The sequence below is a fragment of the Pseudomonas sp. Sample_10 genome (assembly GCF_004321495.1).
GTDB lineage: Bacteria > Pseudomonadota > Gammaproteobacteria > Pseudomonadales > Pseudomonadaceae > Aquipseudomonas.
Genome location: NZ_RCOE01000289.1, coordinates 1 through 22,580, shown reverse-complemented (window position 1 = coordinate 22,580; position 22,580 = coordinate 1). Strand labels below are relative to the sequence as shown.

The window sequence follows — 22,580 nt, the reverse complement described above, 5'->3', positions numbered from 1 at the left end:
GCGCGTGGATTTTCAAGGGCGTTTTCTTATGTTCACCTCCCTGCGTTTGCCCCTCATCGGTTTGCTCTCATTGACCCTGGTCCAGGCTGCGCTGGCTGCCGATTGCGCACCGGTGCAGAGCCGCGGCGCCGAGGTGTTTGCCAATGAATGCGGGGTTTGCCATGCAGTGAGCAAAGGCGCGACCGGCATGATGGGGCCGAACCTGGCTGGCGTGGTGGGGCGCAAATCCGGCTCACTGGAAGGCTTCAACTATTCGCAGGCCATGCGCAACAAGAACATCGACTGGCAAGCCGAGAACATCGAGCAACTCATCACCCAACCCCAGGCTTATGTGCCTGGCACCTATATGCCCTACATGGGCATGGCCTCGGCGGATGATCGTCAAGCGGTCGTGTGCTACCTCAAAGAACAACATTAATCAGGCCGGGTCTGCGCCTGAACAATTCGTCTCAACGAAAGGTGATTTATGAGCAACGTTGAAATCCTGCCGCAGGTAGCTGCATTTCTCGACCGCCGTCATGGCTGCTTTATCGACGGGCAATGGGTGTTTGCCGAAGGCGACAGCATCGCCGTGGTCAATCCGGCCACCGGGCAGACGTTGTGCGAAACCCTCGATGCGCCGCTGGAAATCGTCGAGCGTGCCGTGCAGTCGTCGCACCAGGCGTTCAAGTCCGGTGTGTGGTCGAGTCTGCGTCCGGCCGACCGTGAACGCATCCTGCTGAACTTCACCCGCCTGGTGGAGGAGCACGCCGAAGAGCTGGCGCAACTGGAAACCCTGAGCCAGGGCAAATCGATCAACATGGCCCGCGCGCTGGATCTGAACGCCACCGTGGAGTTCATGCGCTACATGTCTGGTTGGGCAACCAAGATCGAAGGCCAGACCTTCGACGTGTCGATTCCGCTGCCACCGGGTGCCAGATTCACCGCGTTCACCAAGCGTGAGCCGGTGGGCGTTGTGGTTGGCATCGTGCCGTGGAATTTCCCGCTGTTGATCGCTGCCTGGAAACTGATGCCGGCGCTGGCCACCGGTTGCACCGTCATTATCAAACCGGCGATGGAAACGCCGTTGACCGCCATGCGCCTGGCGGAATTGGCCCTCGAAGCCGGGATTCCTGCGGGCGTGTTCAACGTCGTCACCGGTGGTGGTGCCTCGGTGGGTGGCGTGCTGACCTCCCATCCGCTGGTGAGCAAAGTGTCGTTCACCGGTTCCACCGCCGTGGGCAAGAGCGTCGGTGTGGCGTGCATGGAAAACATGACGCGCTTCTCCCTGGAGCTGGGTGGTAAAAACCCGATGATCGTGCTTGCCGATGCCGACATCGAAAAAGCCGTGCAGGGCGCGATTCTCGGCGGTCTGCTGAACAACGGCCAGGTGTGTGCGGCGGCTTCGCGCTTCTACGTGCATCGCTCGATTCACGACAAGTTCGTGGATGCGCTGGCGGCGGCAGTATCGGCCATGCCGATTGGCGACGGCATGAACTGCGACGCGGCCATCAACCCGCTGGTATCGCGCAAGCAGCAACAGAGCGTGCTCAAGCACATCGAACTGGCGCGGCAGGAAGGCGCTCGGGTAGTGACCGGTGGCGAGCTGCTGGAGGGCGACGGCTTTTTCGTGCAGCCGACTATTTTGGCCGACATCAACCACAGCATGGCCGTGGCTCGCGAAGAAGTATTCGGCCCGGTGCTGGGCGTGATGCCCTTCGACGATGAAGACGCCGTCATCGCGCTGGCCAACGACAACCGTTACGGTCTGGCCGCCAGCCTGTGGACCAATGACCTGGGTAAAGCCATGAACCTGGTGCCACGCATCGAAGCCGGTACGGTGTGGGTCAACGCCCATGTGTTGCTCGACCCGGCGATGCCATTCGGTGGGGTCAAGCAGTCGGGCATGGGCCGTGAGTTCGGTCGTGCGGTGATCGAGGCCTACACCGAGCTTAAATCGGTGTGCATCGCCCATTGATGCAAAAAACCGCCTGTGGCGTGACGGTAATCACGCCGCCGGCGGTTTCGCCAATTCAATCCCGGCGGCGCCCAGCCGCTTGAGAATCTCGAACAGCAACTCGCTCTTGATCGCGGTAACCATCCGCGGGCTGCTGACATAACCGGTGACGGTCAACGTAATGCCCTCAGGCTTGAGCTGGCTGAAGCGCACCACCGGCGCCGGTTTCTCCAGAATGGCTTCGTGCTGGTTGTAGGTGTCATACAGCAGGTTGCGTACCTGTTCCGGGTCAATGTCCAGCGGGAACATCAGTTCGAGGGTCGCCACCCCTTGAGCGCTGCCACCCAGGGTGACGTTACGCAGGTTTTGCGAGATCAACTGCGAGTTCGGCACGATCACGATCGAGCGGTCGGCCAGCTGTATTTCGGTGGCCCGCACGTTGATGCGGCGGATGTCGCCCTCGACACCGCTGATGCTGATCAGGTCACCGACCTTCACCGGGCGCTCGGTCAGCAGGATGATGCCCGAGACGAAATTCTTGACGATCTCCTGCAAGCCGAAGCCAATGCCTACCGACAAGGCGCTGACAATCCAGGCCAGATTGGTCCATTTGACCCCCAGCGACGACAACATCAGCAAAATCACCAACGCGTAGCCGATGTTGGAGAACAAGGTACTGAGCGAGGCACACATGCCGGGGTCCATTTCGGTTTTCGGCAGGAACTCGTTGTCCAGCCAGCGCCGCAGCGAACGGATCAGGTAAATGCCGATGATCAGCGCAAGCAGGGCTTGCAAGAGGTTGGCAGGGACGATGTTCAGTTTGCGCAAGCCGTCGCCGCCGAGGATCGCCAGAATGTTGGTGGCCAGTTGGCCGAGCGTCGACCCGACCCCGCCCACCACCAGCGTGATCAACGCCAGCAGCAGGAGCGTGGCGCGACCGGCACCGGACAGGATGATGGAAATCTGTTCCAGGCGCGTATCGCCAATGCCCAGTAATTGCTTGATTGCTTTTCCCGTGGAGTATCGGGGGGAAAACAGGTACTCGCAGCCGTCCTTCACCAACTGGATCAGCAAGTAGAAGCCAGCGAAAATGATAAAAAACCAGACCAGTTCGTAAGTGATGAAACGTGCCAGCGAGATGTAGCCGATCAGCAAGGCCAGTAAGGAAATCACGATTGCGATGCTGGCAAAGGCATAGATCAAACCCGCCAGAGTGCGACCGGCTTCGGGGGCGGTGCCAGCCATGACCATGGCCCGGCGCGTTTTGCTGACTCGCAGCAGCAGCGAACCGATCAATAACGAAATGACCAGCGCAACAAATCCCCTGACAGAAATCACCACCTGCGAGCTCATGCCGGTGGCATTGGTGATCTGCGCCAGCGACACCAGCACCAGCAGCGCACCGGCCAACCGCAAGGGAAAGGGTTTGATCACCAGTGCGAGCGGGTCGGCAAAAGCCGGCAGCCGCCACGAAGGGTGTTCGGTGGACAGCAGCGCGCGGCTCAGGCCAGTGATCAGCACGCAGGTATAGATGATTTTTTCAAAGTCCTGGGAAAACCCGCTGAGTTGTGGCGTCAGGGGCAGCTCTCGGGTGACGGTAAAAAACAGCAACTGCAGGGCAATCCAGGCAGAGAGGATCGTGGCGATTACCGAGGCCAACGCCAGCGAGCTTCGTCGCAGGCGACCTTCTGGCATTCGATGAATGCACAACCAGGTCAGCCCGCGTTCGGCGACCCTACGACCGGAGATCCAGAAAACCAGGGCCAGGGCGAGCAGCAGGCAGGTCAACAGACGCTCGCCCGGCTGCCAGGTGGCGCCAAGCGTGGCACGGATCTGCTGGATGAACGCGCTGAACTTTTGCCGATCTTCCGCTGGCGGATTGAGCAATGTCGACCAGAACCAGGGGTTGAGCACGCTGCGGGTCTGCTGGGTCACCTCGGTTTCCAGCAAGCTGCGGCGGATGGCGGCGATCTGAGTCAACAGTTCGGCGGCGCTGGCTTTTAGGGTTTCCAGGGTTTTCAGACGGGCGTCGACCTGATTTTTTTGCTCGGTGAGGGCGGCTCTCTGACTGGCGATTTCGGATTTCTCGAGCCCGGCACCGGGCAGGGGCGTCGGCCCCAACACCCCCAGTTGCGCCTGCAATTGGGCCTGTTCGGGCATTAACAGCGCCGTGAGCCGATCAATCTCGCGGATAAGGGCCTGAAGAAGATCCTGAGGAGCTTCCAGCTGACTGTAATTGCTGGCCAGGGATACCTGCTGTTTGAGGTTGCCGAGTTGGACCATCAATGCGTCCAGATCACTTTCAGAGACGCTGGCGAGCGCAGGTGTTGAAGTGGCAACAGGGGGCGCGAGCGGTTGCGCCGCCGACAGCATCCCGACGTTCGACCCGAACAATAAAGCGATGAGAATCACGAAGCTCACAGCATGGCGCATCGGCGTGCTCGACTGGTTGTGTTACTCAGCCTATGAGGTTAGGTCATGAGCCACGATATCGAGGCTTTTTTGCTCGAAGACACCTCTGGAACGCAGCGGATGGTTCAGGTGTAGGCCAGCAATCGGCCGCAGAGAATCACGCTGACCCAAAGAACGATGGAAAACAGTGCCTGCAGTTTGGCCACGCCCGGTGCAGGGTTGACGGTATTCCACGCCGTGACGGAACGGTACACGCCGACATGGAACAGCACGGCGTTGAGCCCCGCCGTGGCGATCAGGCACAGCTTGAGGATGAAAATATCATTGGAGGCGAAGTCGTGAGGGTGGGCGGAAAACATCATCAAACCAGCCGGTACGATCAACAGCAGGGCCGCCACGGACCATGGCAGCAGATGGCGGGCGAGAGCGGTCACCTGAATGTTGCGCGATACGCCGAGCACCCGCAGGTCGAACATCACCACCGAACCGACCAATATCGCGAAGCCGAGAATGTGCACCACCTCCACCAACGGGTACAGCCACAAGTCACCGCGCATGGCTGAGCCGAGCGACGAATCATTCAGCCAGTCCATCCAGCCCTGGTTGGCTTCCATCAGCGCAACTCGATGGTTTTGTCGCCGATCGTGATGCGTTCTGCGCGCAATTCATCGGGCTTGTTGCGGTTTTGATAACCGACGACCGTTGCCTGATTCCCTTCCGCCAGCATTTCTTTCGTCAGGCCGCGGTTTTCCATGCGTGAGGGCGGGGCGAGCACCACGTTCCAGGTCTTGTCTGCGGTTTTCAGGTTCACGAAGCCGTGGGGGTGTGAGTAACCGGACGCTTCAATGGTGCCGCTCAGTTGCAGGGGTTTGCTGGAGTCGTATTCGCTCCAGCCGTGATGGGCAAATGCCGCAGTGGCCACCAACAGCAAAGACGCGCCAAAGCCCTTGAGCATGATGTGCATGACAGGGTTCTCCTGTTGAAGATCGTTTTGCGAAGCTGCTTTTCAGGATAGATGGCCTGTTTCGGTGGCTGGAATACCCCGACCAATAGAATGTTTCAGGCTGTGACGCAGGGCTCGCCAGGCTCGGCAGGCCTTCGACGGAACCATGTTCTACGCTTATCCGCAGATACCACCCATAACAACAATGCTAAAGGGAGAGACACCATGTCCGCTTTGTTTCGTCGCGTCGGTCACCGCCTGGCTGTGGGCCTTGTGGCTGTAGCGCTCACAACGCCCGCACTGGCGCTGGATACCGTCAAGTTCATGGCCCCAGGTTCTGTAGGCGGCGGCTATGACCAGACGGCCCGAGTGCTGGGCAAAGCCCTGATAGAAGCCAAGGCTGCCAAAGCTGTGACCTTCGAGAACAAGGGCGGCGCGGGCGGTACGCTCGGGCTGGCGCAGTTTGCCAACAGCACCAAAGGCGACCCGAATGCGTTGCTGGTGGTCGGGGCGATCATGGTCGCGGGCATCGAACAGAACAAACCGCAGATCACCTTGAAGGACGTCACGCCGATTGCCCGGCTGTTTACCGAATACAACGTGATCGCCGTGCGCAAGGAATCCCCCTACAAGACCCTCGACGACCTTATCAAGGACTTCAAGGCCAAGCCTTCCAGCGTGACCTGGGGTGGCGGCTCAAAAGGCTCCATCGACCATATCGGCATTGCCGAACTGGCCGGCAAACTGGATGTTCCGGTCAATAAAGTGAATTACATCGCCACTGGCGGCGGCGGTGAGATCGTCGCCCAGACCCTGGGCGGCCAAATCAAGGTGCTGACCGGGGGCTATGCCGAATTGGGTCAGTACATCAAGAATGGCCAGATCCGCGTGCTCGCCATCGGTGCGCCCGAGCGTGTACCGGAGATCGATGCGCCCACCCTCAAGGAAAGTGGCTACGACGTGATCATCGGTAACTGGCGCGGTGTCTACGGCGCGGTGAACCTCACGCCCGAACAGCGTAAAGAGGTGACCGACGCGGTGCTGGCCGCCAGCAAAAGCAAAATCTGGCAAGAGAATATTCGCACCAATGCCTGGACCGAGAGCGTCCTGACCGGTGATGACTTCGGCAAATTCGTCGACGAAGAGCACGTTCGGTTGCGTGCGATGCTGGTCAAGGTCGGGCTGCTCTGAGATGGCCGCGCCCCGTGCAGTCGTACCGACGCAATTGGCGATCGGCATCGGCCTGATCGTCCTCAGCGCCGTGTTGGCGGTGGGGGCCTTTCGGTTTCCGCCCGAGATGGGCTTCGTCATTCTGCCGGCGTACGTCTATCCCTACGCGGTCGCGGGGTTTCTGTGTGCGGTGGGCGTTTTGCTCAGTTATCAGGCGCTCAGCGGTGGTTTCCGCGAGCTCGACGGCAGCAATCCCGGCATAGCGGGTGGCAAGCTTGGCGCGGCCTGGGTGACCGGAGGACTCCTGGGTGTGGCGCTGCTGATCAACCTCATCGGCTTCGTGCTGGCTGCCGGGCTGCTGTTTGCCTGCGCGGCCCGGGGTTTTGGCAGTCGCCATCCGTTGCGCGACCTGGCTATCGGCATCGCCCTGACGCTACCGATTTATTGGCTGTTCAACGCCGGGCTGGGGGTTTCCCTGCCGCCGCTGGTCAATGCCTGGATCTGATCCAGGCCAAAGGAGATCGACCGCGTGGACATTCTTGCAAATCTGGCCATGGGATTTTCCGCAGCGCTGACGCCGATCAATCTGATGTGGGGGTTTGTCGGTTGTTTGCTCGGCACTGCCATTGGCGTTCTGCCGGGGATCGGGCCGGCACTGACCGTGGCGTTGCTGCTGCCGATCACCGCCAAGGTCGATCCGACCGGTGCGCTGATCATGTTTGCCGGGATTTACTACGGCGCGCAATTCGGCGGGTCAACCACCTCGATTCTGCTCAATACCCCCGGTGAGTCGTCGTCCATGGTCACGGCGCTGGAGGGCAACCTCATGGCGCGCAATGGCCGTGCGGGACCGGCCCTGGCCACCGCGGCGATCGGCTCATTCGTCGCGGGTACGATCGCGACGATCCTGCTGACGCTGTTCGCACCGCTGGTGGCCAGGCTGGCGCTGAATTTTGGCCCGGCCGAGTATTTCGCGATCCTGGTGCTGTCGTTCACCACGGTGTCGGCAGTGCTCGGCGCGTCAATGTTGCGCGGCTTTGCGTCGCTGGGGATCGGATTGACCATCGGCATGATCGGCCTCGACTCAACCTCGGGCATCGCCCGCTACACCCTGGGCGTTCCCGAGTTGGTCGACGGCATTGAAGTGGTGCTGGTGGCGGTCGGTTTGTTTGCCGTCGGCGAGGCCCTGTACAGCCTGCTTTATCAATCGGAACAGGCAGAAGGGCGGCATCGCCTGACGTCGTTGTGGATGACCCGCGCCGACTGGAAACGCTCGGTGCCTGCCTGGCTGCGAGGCACGTTTATCGGCTTCCCGTTCGGCTCGATTCCGGCCGGTGGCGCGGAGATTCCGACGTTCCTGTCCTATTCCACCGAACGCAAACTCAGCAAGTACCCGAAAGAGTTTTCCGCCAACAAAGGCCAGGGCGCCATCGAAGGTGTGGCCGGCCCGGAAGCGGCCAACAACGCCAGTGCCACGGGCTCGCTGGTGCCGTTGCTGACCCTGGGCATTCCCACGTCGGCGACGGCGGCAATCCTGTTGGCGGCGTTTCAGAACTACAACCTGCAACCGGGGCCGATGCTGTTTGAAACCTCCGCCGACCTGGTCTGGACCCTGGTGGCTTCGCTGTATATCGGCAACGTCATCCTGCTGGTGCTGAACCTGCCGCTGGTGGGGCTGTGGGTCAAATTGCTGCAGATTCCCCGACCGTACCTGAACGCCGGGATTCTGGTCTTCGCCACCATCGGCGTGTACGGCATGCGCCATTCGTCTTTCGACTTGCTGCTGATGTTGGCTATCGGCTGGGCCGGTGTGCTGATGCGGCGCTTCGATTTCCCGGTGGCGCCAGTGATTGTCGGCATGCTCCTGGGGCCAATGGCCGAAAAGCAACTGCGCAACGCCTTGTCCATCAGCGAGGGCGACTGGACGATATTTTTCACCCAGCCGATCTCGGCGTTTTTCATGGCCCTGACATTGTTGGTGCTGATGGTGCCGTACCTGCTGCACAAGCGAGGCATCAAGTTGCATGAAGACGATTGAAGGTTCCAACAATATTTGTGAGTCAAATGCCGCCAATATGGAAGCTGGCTTGCCCGCGAAAGCGGTGTGTCAGTCACACACGTGCTGAATGTGCCGACGCAATCGCGGGCAAGCCACGCTCCCACAGGTTGTGCGTTCGTCTGCGGTTTTGGTGCACGGCAAAGCCGCCTGACGAATCACGCCAGCATCGACATCAACCCTCCCTGGCGATCCAGCTTGGCCAGGTCATCGAAACCACCGATGTGCGTGTCGCCGATAAAAATCTGCGGCACGCTGCGCCGGCCGCTTCGGCTGAGCATTTCTTCAAACTTTCCCGGTTCGCGCTGGACATTGATCTCTTGCATCGTCGCGCCTTTGCCGGCCAGCAGTGATTTGGCGCTGCGGCAGTATGGGCAGGTGTCGGTGGTGTAAAGGGTCACGGTGTTCATGCTGGTTATCTCCGCAATGGGTTGATCAGGCGTCGATGGCCGGAAAGTCGATATCGGTCAATGCGACGTTGTTCAGGTAGTTGGTCAGCGTCTGCGAGGCCACATGGGCGACCACTTCGATGATCTTCGCGTCATTGATGCCTGCGGCTCTGGCAGAAGCGATCTGTTCGCTGGTGAGCTGGCCACGGCTTTCGGTAATCTGCTGGGCAAGCAGGGCGTAAGCGTCCAACTGACCGATTCGCGCACTGCGGATCTCCTGTTGGGTGAGCCCGGCCTTGCCGGCAAACACGGTGTGCGCCGCCAGGCAATAATCACAGCCGTTGACCTGCGAGGTGGCGAGGTAGATCGCTTCCTTTTCCGTGGCGCTCAATGAGGTTTTGCTCAGCGCCGCCGAGTTTTGCAGGTACGAGGCAAGGACGGCAGGCGCATGGGCCAGCACCTTGAAGACGTTGGGCAGGAAGCCGATTTTCTTTTGTACGCCTTCCAGCAATGGGCGGGTGGCGTCGGTAGCTTGTTCGAGGCTGACAGAGGCAATACGAGTCATGGTGATTCTCCGGGATTGAAGCGCGACATGCGCTGGGTACGGAGTCCATGCTAGTGATTCATGCTGGTCAATTGGCTGCAAATCGTCGACGATATGCGACAGATCGTCCAGAACAACTTCGGGAGCTTCCCATGGATCGCCTTTCCACGTTGCTCAACCATTTCGGCGTCAACGCCGGCACCTTTCACAGCGGCACGTTTTGCGGCACGACGGCGTTCGATGGCAGCCAGGCGTGCGGCCATGTGCATCTGCTTCAGGCGGGCGAGTTGTCGCTCAAACTGGCAGACGAACGAGAGCTGCACCTGCGCGAGCCAACGCTGATCTTTTTCCCGCGACCTTATCGTCACCGCTTGTTCGCCCCCGATTCCTTCGGCACGCAGTTGGTGTGCGCATCCCTGGATTTCAATGGCGGGGCTGGCAATGCCCTGGCCGCCGCGCTGCCGGATTTCCTGGTGCTGAAACTCGATGAAATCCCGACGTTGGCCAGCACCCTGCAATGGTTGTTCGACGAAGCCTTTGCTGGCACCTGCGGTCGGGAAGCGGTGATGGATCGACTGTTCGAACTGGTGGTAATCCTGTTGTTGCGCCACATCCTCAGCAGTCGCAATCAACAGCCGGGCATGATGGCCGGCCTTGCCGATCCACGCCTGGCACGCTCCCTGAACCTTATGCATGAGTTTCCGGGCAAGCCCTGGAGCGTGGCCGAATTGTCGGTGGCGGCGAACATGTCGCGAGCCAGCTTCGCCGAACATTTCAAGCGCGTGGTCGGCCAGGCTCCGGTGGATTATCTGGTGAGCTGGCGCATCAGCCTGGCGCAGAAACGCTTGCGCGAGGGCAAGCCCATTGCCCTGATCGCCGAAGAGGTTGGCTACGAAAGCCCATCGGCACTGGCCCGGGCGTTTCGCCGCAAGACCGGAGTCAGCCCACGGGAATGGAGAGGGGAGACGCCATGATCCAATGCAAACGCGCAGGCGAACCTGCCAGGGGCGAAGACGGGCGACGGATATTGGTCGATCGAGAGTGGCCGCGACATTGCTCCAGGGATTCGTTGCCGCTGGACCAATGGTTGCCCGACGTCGCGCCTTCGATTGATTTGCACAAGGCATTTACCGCCGGTGAAGTGGATTTCGGCCAATTCAGCGCGGCCTATCGCCAGCAACTGATCGCTCGCCCGGAACACTGGTGGGTGCTTCTGGGATACGCACAAACCGGCACGCTCACGCTGGTTTTTGCCGCTCAAAACCTGCTGGAAAACCACGCCGTCGTACTCGCCCGATGGCTGGAGGACGAGCTGGATCGATACCAGGAGGCCAGCTCGCCGGTGTGCTATCGCGACGAGTTTCCGGGTTATTGAGACGTCGGCATTGGCCGCTGATCCAACCTGGATTTTATTCCTGAACCACCCACACGCTGCACGGCATCTTGTACAGCACGCGTTCGATGGTGCTGCCGACCAAGCGTTCCATGGCGCGGTGACCGGCGCGTCCCATGACGATCACGTCTGTTTCATAGGCCTGCGCATAGTTGCAAAGCACCTTGGCCGGATCGCCCAGGATCATGTGCTGACATTCCGGTTCAATACCGTTGCGCTGCGCAAGCTCGCGGAAGGCATCGGCTTGTGCGTCGAACAATGTCTTGGCTTTGCTCGAAGAAAAAAACGCCGAGCCATTACTGAAGCCGAATTCATCTGCACTGATGGATGAAAGATCATGGGCGTAAACCACGTCGAGCTGCGCATTGCAGGTGATGGCCAGTTTGGACGCCTCACACAAGATCCTGTCGTTGAAACCCTTGTATTGGTCATCACTGTGAAAAGGGTCTACGGCAGCGACAATTTTGCGCGGCAATGCGTGATGCATATGGCTGACAAAATGCAGGGGGACCGGGCATTCGCGCAGCAGGTGAATATCCAGTGGGGTAAACATCAGGCGCGACAGCAGCGATTCGTGCTCCAGGGCTTTGATCAAGGCGACCATCGGCTGCTCTTTGAGATGAATCAGGATCTCTTGCAACGGCCGCTCTACCCAGACCACTTCCGTGGTGACGTGCACACCGATCTTGCGCATGGGGCGGGCCTGGTCTTCAAGCCACTGGCGATGACGCTCGACATAACCCAGCCGCATCTGATCCAGCGCTTGTTCATTAACCATCCCGGCAGTCGCCAGCCCTTCGAGGTAATCGAACGCCACGATGTGCAATGCTGCTTGCGACGCTTTGGCCAATGCTGCAGCCCGGTCAAAGGCGGGACTGTTGTGCATCAGAGGTGGGACGACCAGCATGAAACGCGATTGATCAGCCATGACTGTACTCCGGTAGGTCATCGAACAGTGGTGTGCCGAAATGACTCCAGGTTCTTACAGGTAAAGTCGGTGGATCACCTGACGACTGTCGTCGGGATCGTTGGATGTCTCGAATCCCAACGCCTTGGCCAGGTCGCGCATTGGCGCATTGCTGGCGGCGTCTACCGAATACATCTGCTGAAAGCCGTTATGGCGTGCGGCCTTGATCAAGTGTTCCATCAGTAAAGTGCCCAGCCCCAGGTGGGTCCATTCATCGGCGACCGTGACGGCGCATTCACACACCTGTTCGCTGGTGGCGGCGTAGCGGCTGATGCCGATCTCGACCAGCCGACCGTTGTCGTGGACCATGGCGATGTAGGCCACGCGTTGTTTGTTGTCGGTGTCCATCAACTGATCGAGCATCGCGGCGCTGGGCTCACTGATTTGCGCAAGAAAGCGCATGTGCCGGGATTCCGGAGACAGCCGTTTGATGAAGGCATATTCGCGGTCGCGGTCCTTTTCCGTCAGTGGCCGGATCAGCACGTGGCGACCATCCCTGAGCGCTTCGATCCAGTACTGGCTGTCCACCGCGGCGTAAGCGGCTGCGGCGCGGTCATTGTGGTCTTTGACGGTAAGCATGGGGTTAATCCTCCAGCGTTGTTCTTATAGGGCGGGCACGGCAAAAGCCTGTTTCATTCCTTTCTACGCCGCTGCCTGCCCTGGTATTTGATCTGGATCAAACATTCGATCAAAGGCTGTAGAGGTTCCCGCTTCGTCAAGGCACCGACATTGACGGCACTCACGTCACCAGCGACGTCACTCATCGAGTGACGTTTCTTCAGGTTTTTTAGGGGCTTAGCTCACCAGTACATACGGCATCTGTTCCCTCGCAGCCTTCAGGGTGCTTGCCCACCAATTCAGCTGAACCAGCATTCGAGCCATGGGCAGCCGGGCTTGATCAGTCTGTCGTACATGCCCGGCCTCATCGATCAGCGACCAGGGATCAGTGAAGGACACGTAATTGCTGATAGGTACCGCGTGCTGCGCGGACAGCACCTGGCGAAGGTGATCGATCGCACAAAGTCCACCCGATGCCCCGCCGTAGCCAATGAATGCCACTGGCCTTGCGTGCCAGCGAACCGACACCTGATCAATGAATGCTTTAAGCCCGGAGTGATAAACATCGGACAGTTGCGATGTGATGAACAGAAATGCATCAGCATCGGCCAAATGGCGAAGAGTTTCCTGTCGCTGTATAGCTGCCACCTTGTCAGGTTTGGCCATGAGGTCGGCAGGTCCCATAAACCAAGGCTCGAACTCGGCACGTTGCGCCAAAACATCAGAAACCCATTTCAGCAGCGCAGCGTCCAGACCTTCCTCATCCTTGGCGCCATGAATCACGATCAGTTTCATCTCGCTGTTCATCTCAACCTCCCACTGTAAATCCGCACGTCTTTGCTGAATTTCTCCTGCGCCTTTCAGGCTCTGGATTAGAGTATGAGTGGCAGCGCGGCAGATATAGCCGGTACTGGGGCATACAATTTGTGACGTGAATTCATATGAGACGGTTGGACATAAACTGCTTCGCCGAAATGAACGTGTTCGTCAGGGTCGTTGAAGATGGCGGTTATACGGCGGCCGCCAAGCATTGTGCGATGACCCCGTCAGCGGTCAGCAAGCTGGTCTCGAGGCTGGAAAACCGCTTGGGCACGCGTTTGCTCAATCGCTCGACAAGACGGCAATTGCTCACGCCTGAAGGGGCCGCGTTCTATGAACGCAGCGTGACTATCCTGGCGGCGCTCGATGAGGCCGAGCAGGAGGCCGCGGCGAGCTCCGAGCCGCAGGGAACCGTGCGGGTCAACTGCAACGTCGATATCGGGCGTTTGTATCTGCTGCCCCTGTTGCAGACATTTTTGCGGCTTCACCCTGGAGTCTCGGTGGAGGTTTTTCTCAGTGACGAGGTTGTCGACCTGATCAGCGCACGGGCTGACGTGGCCATCCGCAGCGGCCCGCTGAAAAGCTCCAATCTCGTGGCCAGGCGCTTGGGCGAGACGAGAGCCCTTGTCGTGGCATCACCGGCCTATCTTTCAGCTCGCGGCATACCGAAAACGCCAGCCGATCTCGCGGACCACACCTGTCTGGGGTTCACCTTCAGTCCACCGATGATGGAGTGGGGCTTCGTCAGCGCAGACGGCCAACCCATTCCGGTGGCCGTCGCCGGCAATGCACGGGCCAGTGACGGCAATGCAGTTCGCGATCTGGCAATTCTTGGGCTCGGCCTCGCGCGCGTTGGGTTTTGCCAGGTCGAGCAAGATCTGGCGGATGGCCGGCTTCTTTCGGTGCTAGAGGACTTCGTGCCCAGCGCAAAGACGGAAGTGCACGCGGTTTACGTCGGGCAAGGAGGGAAGTTGCCCACACGTGTCAGAGCCTTCATGGATTTTCTGGCGGCAAACTTGAAAATCCACTGATCGCATGGGACCAGGGCACCTCACGCTTGGCGGTAGGCGCTGGGCGTGACGCCGACTTCGCGACGAAAAACCTGGGAAAAATGGCTGGGGCTGGAATAACCGACTTCCAGCCCGACATCAATGATGCTGCGCTCGGTCTCGAGCAGTAGATGTCGCGCGCGACTCATGCGCAGGCGGATGAAATACTGCGACGGCGACAGCCCCGTGGCACGCTTGAACATCCGGCTGAAGTGGTAGTCGCTCAAGTCAGCGATTCGTGCCAATTGCGCAAGACTGAAGTCATCGGCCAGGTGCTCGTTCATTGCATCGATAACGCGACGCAGCTTGTACGCTTGCAGAGCATTGCTGCGTCGGGTCGTACTGTGCGGATCGAGATAACGCCGTATCAGGTGAACGGTCAGCGCCTGAGCCAGGCTGTGTACGAACAGCGGGCTGGGTTTGCGTTGCTCGATCAACTCGAGGCGTAACTGATTGAGCATGAAACTTATCCGTTCATCCCGGGCACCGGAGATATCCAGGAACGTCACTGCAACGCTGTGCTCGCCCAGAACATCACGGACCGCCTGTTCAATCATGGGCAGGCCGAGATAAAGATGCATCACTTCGAAGGTGTCGCAGCCCAGGGTCTGCCAGCGCATCTCATAGGGTTCATTTGTATTGGTAAGAAAAAAGTCGCCAGCCTGCACCTCGACGGCTTTCCAAGCCCCACCGAGGGATCGCTCCTCGACCTTGGCCGAGCCTGTCAGGACCAATACCAGCAGGGGTTCGACCACGGCGGGCACGAGTATTGGCTCTACGGTGCTGTGATGGCTGAACAACTGCACCATCACATCCTGCATCTGCGGGAGCAACGGCAACACCTGCGGCGTTCCCGGCAGATGCTGCGGCATCGATTCGGCCGCGATGCGAAGGGTATCAATCGGTGGCACGTCGTCATGTTCAGGCTGGCGCACACGAGGCTCCATTGAAAAAAGCGCTGAGGGGCTGGCATCAACAGGGTAACGCAACCTCGGTACCCATCGGCAATTGCGCAAGCTACCTCAGAAATTCAGATGTTGGCGCAAAACTCCAACAGCCACGGCAAGCCTGCGAAAGCCCGATTCTCCCGATTGCGCGACAGTGAGGCCGTCGATAACTACAGCGCCTCACGGGCGCCAGGCCGCCGAATATCTCGCCGGCTTGCAAGCAGGAGAGCACCATGACTCAGATCAATCACCGTATTCCCAACGAAGTCGAAGGCAAAGTCGCGCTGGTCACCGGTGCCGCCAGTGGCATCGGCAAGGCTATCGCACTGATGCTGCATGCGCGTGGCGCCAAGGTCATTGCTGAAGACATCAATCCCGCCGTCGAAGCACTCGCTCGTCCCGGATTGGTGCCGCTGGTAGCCGACATCAGCAAAGACGGGGTTGCCGAGCGCGCCGTCGGATTGGCCGTCGAGACGTTCGGGCGACTGGACATTCTGGTCAACAACGCCGGGATCATCATCAACAAGCTGGTCATCGACATGACCCGCGAAGACTGGGAGCGCATCCAGGCAGTCAACGCAACCGCGGCCTTTTTGCATTGCCGCGAAGCAGTCAAGGCGATGATGCCCAACAAATCGGGAGCGATAGTCAATATCGCCTCTTATGCCTCCTATTTCGCCTTCCCGACCATTGCCGCTTACACCGCGTCCAAAGGCGCATTGGCCCAATTGACCCGCACGCTGGCGCTCGAGGCTATCGAGCATGGCATTCGCGTCAATGCCATCGGCGTCGGCGACGTTGTCACCAACATTCTTAACGACGTGGTAGAGGACGGTCCTGGCTTCCTGGCCAAGCACGGTGAAGCCGCTCCCATCGGACGTGCCGCGCAGCCGGAAGAAATTGCCGAAGTCGTGGCATTTCTCGCCTCGGACCGCGCAAGCTTCATTGTTGGCTCGGTGGTCATGGCGGATGGCGGCATGACCGTCACCGCTGGTTGATCGGCTGAACGGGCATTTGCGTTAAAGAGAGCAGCTTCTGGGCCGTTTTCTGCCGGTGGTGTCCGGCTGAGAACGGCCAGGAGCGAACTGCAAACGCGTGCTTTCTCCAAGGCTATTGCAAAGGCTGGATTGCAGCGCGCCGGGTGCTTGCGAACGCACTCGTGCCAAGCCAGCGCCACAAGTTTTCTGCGTCTTGCACGGCGCCGTCTACCCGCAATTCCTGTGACCGCAGAACCTCTTTTGGCGTGCGGTCGCCGGTCCACACCTCAGTCAATGCTCGTACGCTGGAGTCCACGACGAGCGTGAGTTCGCGTCCCGGATCGTCGCGACACAGATCTGCCACACCCTGTTCAACCACCAGCCACCACGCTTGCTCACCGGACCGCGCGTCGCGGAACCGGAAGTGAATGACCACCGACCGGGGCGGGAACATTTCGATGCGCGCAAAACGACGTATGTCCCACATCAGCAAGCCCGCGTCGAGTTCGTTATCGCGAAGGCGACTGCCTATCCAGCGCGCCCCCCAATGGCCCAGTGCCATGATGATGGGGCGCAAATCCTCGCCGGCCTCGGTCAGGCTGTATTCCCAGACGTTGCCTGCGGCCGTGCGATGCACGACACCGATATCTTCCAGGTGGCGCAGCCGCTGTGCCAGCAAGCTGGTGGACATGCGTGGCACGCCGCGGTGCAGTTCATTGAAGCGCTTGCTGCCGCATAGCAACTCGCGCACGACCAAAGGCGTCCAGCGTTCGCACAGTGCCTCGGCACCGCGTGCGACCGTACAGAACTGACCATAGCTTTCATCCATCGCCTGTCCCTCCGCTACTTCAACGCTTCAGATTCTGAACTAGCCGGGCGGTTTCCCGACGTGCACGCTGAAACCTGCCAAAGCCACGGTTTCAGGAGTACGTCATGACCAAGATAGCCATCATTCAGCGGCCGCCGGTGCTGCTCGACCGTAGCGCGACGATCGCCCGGGCCGTGCAATCGGTCCGCGAAGCTGCAGCGTCGGGAGCCTCGTTGATTGTTTTGCCCGAATCATTCATTCCAGGTTACCCGTCGTGGATCTGGCGGCTGGCGGCGGGAAAAGACGGGGCTCTAATGGGGCAGTTGCATACTCGCCTGTTGGCCAACGCGGTTGATATCGCGAGCGGCGACCTGAACGAACTGTGCGAGGCCGCTGTTGCTCACGCCGTGACAATCGTATGCGGCATCAATGAACGCGAACGCCGTAATGGAGGCGGCACGCTTTACAACAGCGTAGTCGTTATCGGAACCCATGGCGAAGTGCTCAACCGTCATCGCAAGTTGATGCCAACGAACCCCGAGCGCATGGTCCATGGGTTTGGCGATGCGTCAGGGTTGCGTACCGTCGATACACCCGTCGGTCGCATCGGTACGCTCATCTGCTGGGAAAACTACATGCCCCTGGCGCGCTATTCATTGTATTCCCAAGGCGTGGAAGTCTACGTTGCGCCAACCTACGACACTGGCGAGGGCTGGATCAGCACGATGCGGCACATTGCACTCGAAGGCCGTTGCTGGGTGCTCGGCAGTGGCAGCTTGCTGCGCGGCAACGACATTCCCGATGACTTTCCAGGTCGCCTGCAACTGTTTCCCGATCCGGATGAGTGGATCAACGACGGTGACTCGGTGGTGGTCAACCCTCAAGGCCGGATCACAGCCGGTCCGTTGCACCGGGAGGCGGGCATTCTGTATGCGGACATCGACACCTCACTCGTGGCGCCAGCGCGGCGGGCGCTCGACGTCAGCGGGCACTATGCGCGCCCCGACATTTTCGATCTGCAAGTGCGACGCACGCCGACGACGGCGGTGCGCTTCGTCGACGAGTGAAGCTGGCTAACCCTCAGGCAATCCGTCCCGACTTCGGCTGTACGTGCTTTAACTGATGAAGGAGTCATTCCATGAGCATTCAAAGGTCTTACAAAGGCAGTTGTTTTTGCGGCGCTGTCGAATTCACCGTCAGCGGTGAGCCGGCGGCAATGGGCTATTGCCATTGCGAGTCGTGTCGACAGTGGTCAGCCGCGCCGGTCAATGCCTTCACGCTGTGGAAACCCGAGGCGGTGCAAGTCACTCGGGGGGCTGACGACATTGGCACCTTCAACAAGACACCGCAGAGTTATCGCAAATGGTGCAGGCGTTGCGGCGGACACCTCTTCACCGAACACCCCGGGATGGGCCTCATCGATGTATATGCCGCGGTCATCCCGGATCTCGCGTTTTCGCCAGGTGTTCACGTCCACTACCAAGAGGCCGCGCTGCGCATCAGGGATGGGGTGCCGAAGCTTAAGGATGTCCCTGGTGAATTGGGAGGATCAGGCATCAGCGTGGACGAATGAGGCTGGCAGCGGCGGGGTGCCGGCGCGCGATTTCCACCTTTCGCCATCGGCGGCAACCTGCCGACAACGCCATACCTTGACGTTGCAAACCCTCAAGGCGCCCGTTCAATGGCAGAATCTCCTTAACTTGACTGTTTTGGAGAACACCATGCTTCGTGTGTTTGAACGAAGGCTCGATCCCTTTCCGCCTGACGAGGTGCCACCGCCACCGGACGGCCTGGCTCGTTTCCTGTGGGCCTGTACGCGGGGAGCGCGTGGTTACATCCTCGCGCTGGCGCTGCTCGGTGCCGGTGTATCGATTTACGAAGCATGGCTGTTTTCCTTTCTCGGCCAGGTCGTGGACCTGCTCTCGACCTGGCAGGCAGGTGGTGAAGCGGCTGCGCAGGAAAGTCGGGTGTTGTGGGGCATGGGCATTGTCATGGTAACCAGTGTCGGGCTGGTGGCGTTGCGCACCATGGTGCAGCACCAGATATTGGCAATTAACTTGCCGTTGCGGCTGCGCTGGGACTTCCATCGCCTGATGTTGCGGCAAAGCCTGTCGTTTTTTTCCGATGAGTTTTCCGGCCGCGTCACCACCAAGGTGATGCAGACCGCGCTAGCGGTACGAGACGTGCTCTTCACCCTGATCGAAATCGTCCCGGGTATCGGGGTGTATTTCATTGCGATCATCGCACTGGCCGGTGGCTTCGCGCTGAAACTCATGCTGCCATTCGTTGCCTGGGCTCTGCTGTTCGGCCTGGCCATGTGGTACTTCGTGCCTCGCCTGGGGAAAGTCGGGCAGGAACAGGCGAATGCGCGGTCAATGATGACCGGGCGTATCTCGGATGCGTACACGAACATCACTACGGTGAAACTGTTCTCCCATTCCAATCGTGAAGCGCACTTCGCGCGAGCGGCAATGGAGGATTTCAAGCAAACCGGCTTTCGCCAGATGCGCCTGGTCAGCCAGTTCGAGATCGTCAACCAGGCATTGGTGGTCGGGCTGATCATGGCCGCCGGCGGTTATGCCCTGTGGCTGTGGCACCAGGGTGACGTCGGCGCAGGTGCCGTGGCGGCAATCACTGCAATGGCGTTGCGGATCAATGGCATGTCGAACTGGATCATGTGGCAAATGACCTCGCTGTTCGAGAGCATCGGCACGGTACAGGACGGCATGGCGACGCTGACCCGCGGTCCCAAGGTCAAGGATGCACCGGATGCGGGTGTGCTGGTGACCTCAGGCGGCGCGGTAACCTTCGATAAAGTGAGCTTCAACTACAATGGCGAGCGCCAGGTGCTCGATGGCCTGAGCCTGAACATTCGTCCGGGTGAAAAAATCGGCCTGGTCGGCCGCTCTGGCGCCGGCAAATCCACGCTTATCAACTTGCTGCTGCGCTTCTATGATGTCGACAGCGGGGAGATTCGCATCGACGGCCAGAACATTGCACACGTGACGCAAGACAGCCTGCGCAGCTCCATCGGCATGGTCACCCAGGACACTTCGCTGCTGCACCGTTCCATTCGCGACAACATTGCATACGGTCGTCCCGATGCGACCGACGCGCAAATCCGTGCCGCCGCGGCCAATGCCCAGGCCGATGAGTTCATCAGCCAACTGAGCGACCGGCAGGGCCATACCGGCTACGACACCCTGGTGGGTGAGCGCGGCATCAAGCTGTCCGGCGGCCAGCGTCAACGCGTCGCGATTGCCCGGGTGATGCTCAAGAACGCCCCGATCCTGCTGCTTGACGAGGCCACCAGCGCGCTGGACTCGGAAGTCGAAGTGGCCATTCAGGAAAGCCTCGATGAAATGATGCAGGGCAAAACCGTGATCGCCATCGCCCATCGGCTGTCCACCATTGCAGCCATGGACCGCCTGATCGTCATGGATGACGGACGCATCATCGAGCAGGGCACCCACACCGAGTTACTCGCGAAGAACGGCATCTATGCGCGGCTCTGGCAGCATCAGAGTGGCGGGTTCCTGGGTGAGGACAAGGGCGTGGTCGAGGCAATGGATCAGGCGTGAGTGTGAAGGGGCAGGCAACGGGCGAGAGGGAGAGCTGCACGACGATTGCCAGACAGAGGAGGGCGAAGACGAGCGGTGGAAGCAATGCCCGGTGTTTGCCTGTCGATGCCTTGCCCGTCTCTCAACGCCCCTGGTGCCTCTTACCGGCGAGCGACATTCATTTTATTTCTGTTCCAGGCACGAAGAGCTTACCGGGATCATCGACCTCCTTCAGGTCAATCAACGCTCGACAAATGCAGTGCGAGAACTGTTCCTGCAGCGTTTCTGGGTCGTTCCAGGCTATTTGCGATGCTTTCAGATGTTGTGCCTCGGACGATTTGTAGCAGACACAATTGTCGAGTCGGGTGACGCCATTATTTGTGCTCTGACAAGCCGTGGCCAGCAAACAGATCGCGATCAGCATTGCACAGCGTTTCATTGGCTCCCCTCCGAGTTGTAAACCCGACGCTAGAAGGTAGCTTAGCCGTCATTTACGATCGCTCCATCCACGGGCGGCTTCGGCCGATTGCCGCCTGTCTGTTCGAAGCGCGCGCCTCTGATACCGATAAACTTGACGACCTCAGATTGAACGCTGGTTCACGCGGGCCATGAGCTGTTCGGCGCTTTCCTTGCGTTCGGAGTAGCGATCCACCAGAAACCCCTGATGGTCACGCAGCAGCAGGGTGAATTTCACCAGTTCTTCCATCACGTCGACCACGCGGTCGTAGAACGCCGAGGGCTTCATTCGGCCGGCTTCGTCGAATTCCATAAAAGCCTTCGGCACCGAGGATTGATTGGGAATGGTGAACATGCGCATCCAGCGTCCCAGCACACGCAGCTGGTTGACTGCGTTGAAGGACTGCGAACCACCGCAGACTTGCATCACCGCCAGTGTCTTGCCCTGAGTCGGGCGAATGGCACCGAGGGCAAGGGGAATCCAGTCAATCTGTGCCTTGAATACAGCCGACATCGCGCCATGCCGCTCTGGCGAACACCAGACCTGACCTTGCGACCACAACACCAGATCGCGCAACTCCTGCACCTTGGGATGATCCACAGGTGCATCGTCGGGAAGCGGCAAACCGGAAGGATTGAAGATGCGGGTTTCTGCACCAAAGTGTTCCAGCAGGCGTGCGGCCTCTTCGACCAGCAGACGGCTGAACGAGCGCTCGCGGGTCGACCCGTACAACAACAGGATGCGTGGCTTGGGTTCGCCCGGACGAAAAGTGATGCCTGCGTCGTCGAACAGGGAGAGGTCAAGGTTAGGCAGTTGCTCAGACATGTTTCTTCCTGCTCAGAGAGCGCCGATTCGGTCCAGTTCGCGTTTGAGTTGATCGCGGCTGAGTTCATTGAAGGGCAGGGCGAGGAACGCCCTGCAGCGTTGCTCGATGTGCGCAAGCGTGGCGCGGAAAGCCGCGTCCACCGCCGCTTCGTCACCCACTACGTCGGAAGGATCTTCCAGGCCCCAATGGGCCTTCAGCGCCGGGCCGAAATACACCGGGCAACTTTCGCCTGCCGCCTTGTCGCAAACGGTAATGACGATATCCGGTGGGTTATCCTCAAAGGCATCATTGCCCTTGCTGCTCAATCCTTCGATGGAAATGGCGGAATGTTGTAGCGTGGTCAGGCTACGCGGCAGTACTTTGCCTTTGGGAAAGCTGCCGGAACTTACCGCTTCGAAACCCTGCGGTGCCAGGTGATTGAACATGGCTTCTGAAAGGATGCTGCGACAGCTGTTGGCCGTGCACATGAACAGAACTCGCATGGATTGCTCCCTCCGCATTTGCGGATATCGAAGACTCAAGCGCCGTGTCCGCGCCGAGAGGGTAATCAACAGAATCGCAAGTGTCAGCACTTTGAGGTCGTACCGACATATACGGGAAGTCAAATATACGGATATCCGTATGTGCGGGCAACTCATCCATGGGCGTCGGAGGGTATTGAAGACGCCATCGCGGGCAAGCCTTGCTCTACAGGTAGTGCGCAATCCCGTAGGCGCAAGGCTTGCCCGCGATAGCCGTTACGCGATATCGCGCCGGATCAGAAGAAGCC

At 59.6% G+C, this 22,580-nt stretch carries 25 protein-coding genes; 12 read left to right on the top strand and 13 right to left on the bottom strand.

From position 1 onward, the window contains the following. Positions 1-28: 28 nt before the first annotated feature. Positions 29-418: a c-type cytochrome gene (locus tag D8U18_RS27295; RefSeq protein ID WP_056853751.1), complete on the top strand. Its 390-nt coding sequence runs from the start codon at positions 29-31 to the stop codon at positions 416-418. Positions 419-466: 48 nt separating this feature from the next. Then, on the top strand, positions 467-1,957 hold the full coding sequence (locus D8U18_RS27290) for an aldehyde dehydrogenase family protein (RefSeq protein ID WP_131109123.1): 1,491 nt from the start codon (positions 467-469) through the stop codon (positions 1,955-1,957). Between the two features lie 30 nt (positions 1,958-1,987). Here D8U18_RS27290 and D8U18_RS27285 read toward each other — a convergent pair whose 3' ends face one another. The 3 genes from D8U18_RS27285 to D8U18_RS27275 form a co-directional block, all read right to left on the bottom strand. After that, positions 1,988-4,369 (bottom strand): DUF3772 domain-containing protein, encoded by a 2,382-nt coding sequence (locus D8U18_RS27285; RefSeq protein ID WP_056853749.1) that lies wholly within the window; start codon positions 4,367-4,369, stop codon positions 1,988-1,990. A gap of 104 nt (positions 4,370-4,473) precedes the next feature. After that, entirely contained in the window at positions 4,474-4,962 is a 489-nt protein-coding gene (locus D8U18_RS27280; RefSeq protein ID WP_130903656.1) for a DUF6644 family protein, read from the bottom strand. Next, entirely contained in the window at positions 4,962-5,312 is a 351-nt protein-coding gene (locus tag D8U18_RS27275) for a DUF6152 family protein (RefSeq protein ID WP_130931133.1), read from the bottom strand. Before D8U18_RS27275 ends, D8U18_RS27280 begins: the two co-directional genes overlap by 1 nt. Before the next feature lie 204 nt (positions 5,313-5,516). On the opposite strand from D8U18_RS27275, the gene D8U18_RS27270 reads away from it, so the two are divergent. The 3 genes from D8U18_RS27270 to D8U18_RS27260 are packed head-to-tail and all read left to right on the top strand — an operon-like array spanning position 5,517 to position 8,499. Continuing rightward, the gene (locus D8U18_RS27270; RefSeq protein ID WP_131109121.1) at positions 5,517-6,482 is read left to right on the top strand and encodes a tripartite tricarboxylate transporter substrate-binding protein; all 966 of its coding nucleotides are present in this window, start codon (positions 5,517-5,519) and stop codon (positions 6,480-6,482) included. A 1-nt stretch (position 6,483) separates the two neighbouring features. Continuing rightward, positions 6,484-6,966: a tripartite tricarboxylate transporter TctB family protein gene (locus tag D8U18_RS27265; RefSeq protein WP_131109118.1), complete on the top strand. Its 483-nt coding sequence runs from the start codon at positions 6,484-6,486 to the stop codon at positions 6,964-6,966. A gap of 24 nt (positions 6,967-6,990) precedes the next feature. Further along, on the top strand, positions 6,991-8,499 hold the full coding sequence (locus D8U18_RS27260) for a tripartite tricarboxylate transporter permease (RefSeq protein WP_056853744.1): 1,509 nt from the start codon (positions 6,991-6,993) through the stop codon (positions 8,497-8,499). Between the two features lie 176 nt (positions 8,500-8,675). Here the strand turns inward: D8U18_RS27260 and grxC are convergent, their stop codons facing one another. Continuing rightward, positions 8,676-8,927, bottom strand: coding sequence for a glutaredoxin 3 (gene grxC, locus D8U18_RS27255; RefSeq protein ID WP_056853743.1), 252 nt, complete (start codon positions 8,925-8,927; stop codon positions 8,676-8,678). A gap of 25 nt (positions 8,928-8,952) precedes the next feature. Further along, positions 8,953-9,471, bottom strand: a complete 519-nt coding sequence (locus D8U18_RS27250; RefSeq protein ID WP_056853742.1) for a carboxymuconolactone decarboxylase family protein — start codon at positions 9,469-9,471, stop codon at positions 8,953-8,955. 131 nt (positions 9,472-9,602) lie between these two features. Between D8U18_RS27250 and D8U18_RS27245 the strand changes: the two genes are divergently transcribed. Further along, positions 9,603-10,424: an AraC family transcriptional regulator gene (locus tag D8U18_RS27245; RefSeq protein ID WP_131109116.1), complete on the top strand. Its 822-nt coding sequence runs from the start codon at positions 9,603-9,605 to the stop codon at positions 10,422-10,424. Next, positions 10,421-10,825, top strand: coding sequence for a DUF488 family protein (locus D8U18_RS27240; protein ID WP_131109114.1), 405 nt, complete (start codon positions 10,421-10,423; stop codon positions 10,823-10,825). Before D8U18_RS27245 ends, D8U18_RS27240 begins: the two co-directional genes overlap by 4 nt. 34 nt (positions 10,826-10,859) lie before the next feature. Here D8U18_RS27240 and D8U18_RS27235 read toward each other — a convergent pair whose 3' ends face one another. From D8U18_RS27235 to D8U18_RS27225, 3 genes are all read right to left on the bottom strand, one after another. Next, positions 10,860-11,771: a universal stress protein gene (locus D8U18_RS27235; RefSeq protein ID WP_131109112.1), complete on the bottom strand. Its 912-nt coding sequence runs from the start codon at positions 11,769-11,771 to the stop codon at positions 10,860-10,862. Positions 11,772-11,825: 54 nt separating this feature from the next. Continuing rightward, positions 11,826-12,389 carry a GNAT family N-acetyltransferase gene (locus tag D8U18_RS27230; RefSeq protein ID WP_056853738.1) on the bottom strand — a complete coding sequence of 188 codons (564 nt, stop codon included), beginning with the start codon at positions 12,387-12,389 and terminating at the stop codon, positions 11,826-11,828. Positions 12,390-12,605: 216 nt separating this feature from the next. Continuing rightward, entirely contained in the window at positions 12,606-13,175 is a 570-nt protein-coding gene (locus D8U18_RS27225; protein WP_131109110.1) for an NAD(P)H-dependent oxidoreductase, read from the bottom strand. A 134-nt stretch (positions 13,176-13,309) separates the two neighbouring features. On the opposite strand from D8U18_RS27225, the gene D8U18_RS27220 reads away from it, so the two are divergent. Beyond that, complete coding sequence (locus tag D8U18_RS27220; protein ID WP_131109108.1) at positions 13,310-14,218, top strand: LysR family transcriptional regulator; 909 nt, start codon at positions 13,310-13,312, stop codon at positions 14,216-14,218. A 20-nt stretch (positions 14,219-14,238) separates the two neighbouring features. Here D8U18_RS27220 and D8U18_RS27215 read toward each other — a convergent pair whose 3' ends face one another. Next, on the bottom strand, positions 14,239-15,183 hold the full coding sequence (locus D8U18_RS27215; protein WP_131109106.1) for an AraC family transcriptional regulator: 945 nt from the start codon (positions 15,181-15,183) through the stop codon (positions 14,239-14,241). A 233-nt stretch (positions 15,184-15,416) separates the two neighbouring features. Here D8U18_RS27215 and D8U18_RS27210 point away from each other — a divergent pair, with 233 nt between their 5' ends. After that, positions 15,417-16,181 (top strand): SDR family oxidoreductase, encoded by a 765-nt coding sequence (locus D8U18_RS27210; protein WP_056853734.1) that lies wholly within the window; start codon positions 15,417-15,419, stop codon positions 16,179-16,181. A gap of 112 nt (positions 16,182-16,293) precedes the next feature. On the opposite strand, the gene D8U18_RS27205 is transcribed toward D8U18_RS27210, so the two are convergent. Continuing rightward, positions 16,294-16,989: a helix-turn-helix domain-containing protein gene (locus D8U18_RS27205; protein WP_131109104.1), complete on the bottom strand. Its 696-nt coding sequence runs from the start codon at positions 16,987-16,989 to the stop codon at positions 16,294-16,296. Positions 16,990-17,093: 104 nt separating this feature from the next. On the opposite strand from D8U18_RS27205, the gene D8U18_RS27200 reads away from it, so the two are divergent. The 3 genes from D8U18_RS27200 to D8U18_RS27190 all read left to right on the top strand — a co-directional run bounded on the left by D8U18_RS27200 (position 17,094) and on the right by D8U18_RS27190 (position 20,549). Next, positions 17,094-18,035 (top strand): carbon-nitrogen hydrolase family protein, encoded by a 942-nt coding sequence (locus tag D8U18_RS27200; RefSeq protein WP_131109102.1) that lies wholly within the window; start codon positions 17,094-17,096, stop codon positions 18,033-18,035. Between the two features lie 71 nt (positions 18,036-18,106). Then, complete coding sequence (locus D8U18_RS27195; protein ID WP_056853731.1) at positions 18,107-18,541, top strand: GFA family protein; 435 nt, start codon at positions 18,107-18,109, stop codon at positions 18,539-18,541. A gap of 148 nt (positions 18,542-18,689) precedes the next feature. Continuing rightward, the gene (locus tag D8U18_RS27190; RefSeq protein WP_056853730.1) at positions 18,690-20,549 is read left to right on the top strand and encodes an ABC transporter ATP-binding protein; all 1,860 of its coding nucleotides are present in this window, start codon (positions 18,690-18,692) and stop codon (positions 20,547-20,549) included. 157 nt (positions 20,550-20,706) lie between these two features. On the opposite strand, the gene D8U18_RS27185 is transcribed toward D8U18_RS27190, so the two are convergent. The 3 genes from D8U18_RS27185 to D8U18_RS27175 form a co-directional block, all read right to left on the bottom strand. After that, positions 20,707-20,967: a hypothetical protein gene (locus tag D8U18_RS27185; protein WP_056853729.1), complete on the bottom strand. Its 261-nt coding sequence runs from the start codon at positions 20,965-20,967 to the stop codon at positions 20,707-20,709. Between the two features lie 141 nt (positions 20,968-21,108). Next, on the bottom strand, positions 21,109-21,810 hold the full coding sequence (gene arsH / locus D8U18_RS27180) for an arsenical resistance protein ArsH (RefSeq protein WP_056853728.1): 702 nt from the start codon (positions 21,808-21,810) through the stop codon (positions 21,109-21,111). 12 nt (positions 21,811-21,822) lie between these two features. Beyond that, positions 21,823-22,293 carry an arsenate reductase ArsC gene (locus tag D8U18_RS27175; RefSeq protein WP_131109100.1) on the bottom strand — a complete coding sequence of 157 codons (471 nt, stop codon included), beginning with the start codon at positions 22,291-22,293 and terminating at the stop codon, positions 21,823-21,825. Between the last annotated feature and the right edge of the window lie 287 nt (positions 22,294-22,580).